This is a genomic window from Crocosphaera sp. Alani8, from assembly GCF_038442745.1.
Lineage (GTDB): Bacteria > Cyanobacteriota > Cyanobacteriia > Cyanobacteriales > Microcystaceae > Crocosphaera.
The window spans coordinates 1-3,448 of the sequence record NZ_JARVCN010000335.1 but is presented as its reverse complement, the minus strand read 5'-3'; the positions used below and the strand labels follow the sequence as shown (position 1 = coordinate 3,448).

General features: G+C 33.7%; 3 protein-coding genes and 1 pseudogene. 1 reads left to right on the top strand and 3 read right to left on the bottom strand.

All coding sequences use genetic code 11. The annotated features are described in order from the left end of the window. Positions 1–192: 192 nt before the first annotated feature. The 3 genes from P9B04_RS17500 to P9B04_RS17490 all read right to left on the bottom strand — a co-directional run bounded on the left by P9B04_RS17500 (position 193) and on the right by P9B04_RS17490 (position 1,405). On the bottom strand, positions 193–393 hold the full coding sequence (locus P9B04_RS17500; protein ID WP_342056263.1) for a hypothetical protein: 201 nt from the start codon (positions 391–393) through the stop codon (positions 193–195). Positions 394–542: 149 nt separating this feature from the next. After that, complete coding sequence (locus P9B04_RS17495; RefSeq protein WP_342056262.1) at positions 543–1,031, bottom strand: ribonuclease toxin HepT-like protein; 489 nt, start codon at positions 1,029–1,031, stop codon at positions 543–545. Then, entirely contained in the window at positions 1,028–1,405 is a 378-nt protein-coding gene (locus P9B04_RS17490; protein ID WP_342056261.1) for a nucleotidyltransferase family protein, read from the bottom strand. The genes P9B04_RS17495 and P9B04_RS17490 overlap by 4 nt, the downstream gene beginning before the upstream one ends. Before the next feature lie 719 nt (positions 1,406–2,124). Here P9B04_RS17490 and P9B04_RS17485 point away from each other — a divergent pair. After that, a pseudogene (locus tag P9B04_RS17485) lies at positions 2,125–3,205 on the top strand (IS630 family transposase). The last annotated feature ends 243 nt before the right edge of the window (positions 3,206–3,448 follow it).

Below are 3,448 nucleotides of genomic sequence, written 5' to 3'. Positions count from 1 at the left end.
TTTTTTTCTAAATGGTTTTATTAAGCAGACTTTTTTCTTTTGGTAGAAGATTTTAGGTAGGTTTTTCAAATTACCTGGTAATTTGAAATCTTGAACACATTATAACTTAATTCTGCCTACATTTTAGATGCGTTTGCCCTGCTTTCTCTCTTTGAAGTAAATTGTACCACAACCACGCTTCAACTGAAACCGTTAGAACCAGTCATAAATTCCGTCTCGTAAATAATCACTGCTGGGTCTTCTTAATTGATAACCTGTTTGTTGTAATTGACGAATGCGAGCTACACAATTAGCAAACCCTTGGCGGTTTTTGCTTTTCAGTTCTGATAGCCAATCAACCACAGGAGATTTTCCATCAGATTCAGCGTAAAAAAAGATGGTGGTTAATGGCACGCGATCGCTTCAATTTTATTGTTTATACTCATAATTGTGAATCAACGATGATTTAATTCCTTCTCTCAGTTTATCGTAATATTGCGATAAAAATCAAGTCTTAATCTAAGTATAAGTAATAACTAACATTGAGTATGAGTATAAGAAAGTTATTGTTTAACTTCTTCTTCATCTAAATAATTACAAAATGATTGAATTTCTTGGATAAGTTGATGATGATAAATTAAGAAATTATTAACAACAATTAGCACTTTTTGCTTATCTAACTGAAAGGAATAAGCACTTCTAAGTACATGACGGAATCGCCGTAATTCATCTAAAATAGCTCTGCTTTCTTCTGTGATGACTTCTGTTCTGACATTGGGGATCTTAACTGCCATTTGGTCTAATAAATCTCTATGCCATTTATTCCCAGTAGGTAAACTTAAATCGATTTCAGTAGCAATAACTTTAAAAATTCGCTCTATACCTGTATAAATTCCATGAAGATTAAGAGCAAGAGAATTAACTAAAGCTTCTTGATAAATAAGGTCTGAACTATCATTTAATTGTGTCAGAAATAGTTCTAATTGTTGAACTCCTCGGTTGATTTTATTGAGTTCTTGACTAATTCGTTCTTGAATTAATAACTCATTCATAACTCAACCCCTTGATGAATGGCCTCTAAAATATGAGGAGATGCTTTTTGAATTTCAACTAAATCTATCTCAAAATTATGTCCAGAATCTAAATCAGCGATCGCCCTAAAATAATCCTTTTCAGAAAGATTACTTACTGCTAAATCAATGTCAGAATAAAGAGTCATTTTCTCATGATTTAATAAGGAACCAAATAAGATGACTTTGGCTACTCCATACTTTTGTTTTAAGAGATAAGCACATTTTTTAGCAATATTGAATCCTTCTTCTTGCCGTTGCTTCATCAAAGATAAAAATTGCTCACGATTAGCTCTAGCTGTCAAAACTCTATCAACAATTTCTTGTTTTTTATCTTCTGTTAAAGGTCTGTTCATCAGATTTTTCTGTGAAATTTAATATAAGTAATAACCAATATTGAGTATAAGTATAGAATGATTGAGTACGAGTATAGCAACAACGCACACGGACATTTATCTTGTTAACGATGACAAATACCGTGACACTCGACAGCGATTGCTTTTATTCTAAGGGGCGTTGAGGGAACTATAAGTAAGCTAATATGCCCTAAAACAATCATTTATGAGTCATATACACCTTTCAAGGTTCTCTCTTACCACTTATTCTTATTATAGCTTATTCTCTTAATCCATCTCTTGTTCTATTTAAGTTTCTTTTATCCATACCTCTTTTTAACAAGTACGAGTATAAGTAATAAGCTTATCTTTTTATGAGTATAGCTATCTAAATTTGAGTACAAGAAACTCAAACCATTTTTCAATGCGGTTTTTAGCTGTTCCTCCTTTAAAGAGAAGAGATATGGCGAAGCCAGCACGCAAGTGGTGCGCTGTTATTCTGAGGGGCATTGGAGGGACTATAAATAAGTCTATAACCCTTAAACGACTATTTATAGCCTATATACAGGACAATAAACCTTTGTGACTACCTTATCCTTGTTACTGCTTATCTTTTCTCTAAGTAGTCGGACATAAATAAGTAGCACTGTATTAACTTATGTTACGGTTTTAACGGCGATCGCTAAAAAAAGTCCCCAAAGTGTGTTAGTGGAGTTAGGGATAAAAACTCTAATTAACTAATGTCTTCTCCTCCTTTAAGAGTATTTCTAACATCATCGCAAGAAAGAACTTTATTCGAGTTAAGTAAAGCGGAAAATGTTCCCCAAAGAACTAAGGATAGAGCAAGTGCGATTAGACTATCAGCGATGGGATGGAAGGTAGAAAAAATTGCCATTTATTTGAAGTGGGCTGATTCCACAGTCCGTACAGCAATTCATCGATGGAAAAATCTTGGATTAATGGGCTTATGGGATGCACCCAGAAGTGGAAGAAAACGAAAATGGCAACCTGAGAACATAGAAGTAATTGCCGAAAAACTAGATTTTGACCAAAGAACCTATAATAGTCGTCAAATACTTGAAATATTAGCTACACTCAATCAAGTCTATTTAAGTGAACGCCAATTAAGAAGAATTCTCAAAAAAAAACTACCTATGGAAACGGACGAGAAACTCAAGTAAAGGGAAACAAAATCCCCAGGAACAATCGAGAAAGCGGGGAAATTTAGATATGTTGGAATTAGCGGCGGCGGTGGGAGAAATATGTTTAAAGTATTTAGATGAATCAGGCTTTAATCTTTGGGCAAACGTCACTTATAGTTGGTCGAAAAGAGGAGAACAAAAAAGAATGGAACAAACGAAGAAAAAAGGGAAAAGATTAAATATTTGTGGCTTATTAGAAATAGGAAAAGGGTTTGAATATGGACTGGCTTTAAAAAGTTTTAAAAGTGATAGTTACATTAAGTTAATGGACTGGCAAGCCGACAAAGCGGAAAAGAGATTGAAGAAAACAGGTCAAATAACAGTGATTGTTGAAGATCAGGGACCCATTCATGTTAGTCGAGCTACAAAAGCACAATACAAAAAATGGGAAAGTCAGGGTTTATATATCTTTTTATTACCAACTTATTCTCCAGAATTGAATAGAATTGAGAATGAATGGCAAAGAATAAAAGAAGACGAATTAGCCGGTCGGATGTTTGAAGATGAGTATGATTTAGCGATGGCCGTAATAGAAGCCATAGAATCACGAAACGAACGAAATGCTTTAGAAGTAGAGAGATTTCTTTTTAAGAATGAGAAAAAAAAGAAAGTTAGTTGATCAAAGATTAAATCTAAGAGCCTGAAAATTATTACATCAGGCTTTAAATTAGTGTCAATTTTCCGCTAAACAATGTTTCTATTGGTTTCCTAATTTATTTGGGCTTCTTATGCTAGAAGAAATCAGTTTTTTTTAGTATGTTTTGACAGCTTGCTAGTTTTATTAATAGTTCTTAACATAGTGTTGTTTCTGGCGTGGGGACACAAAAAGCTATAAGCTAGATTTAATAAGGGATATAGCCCG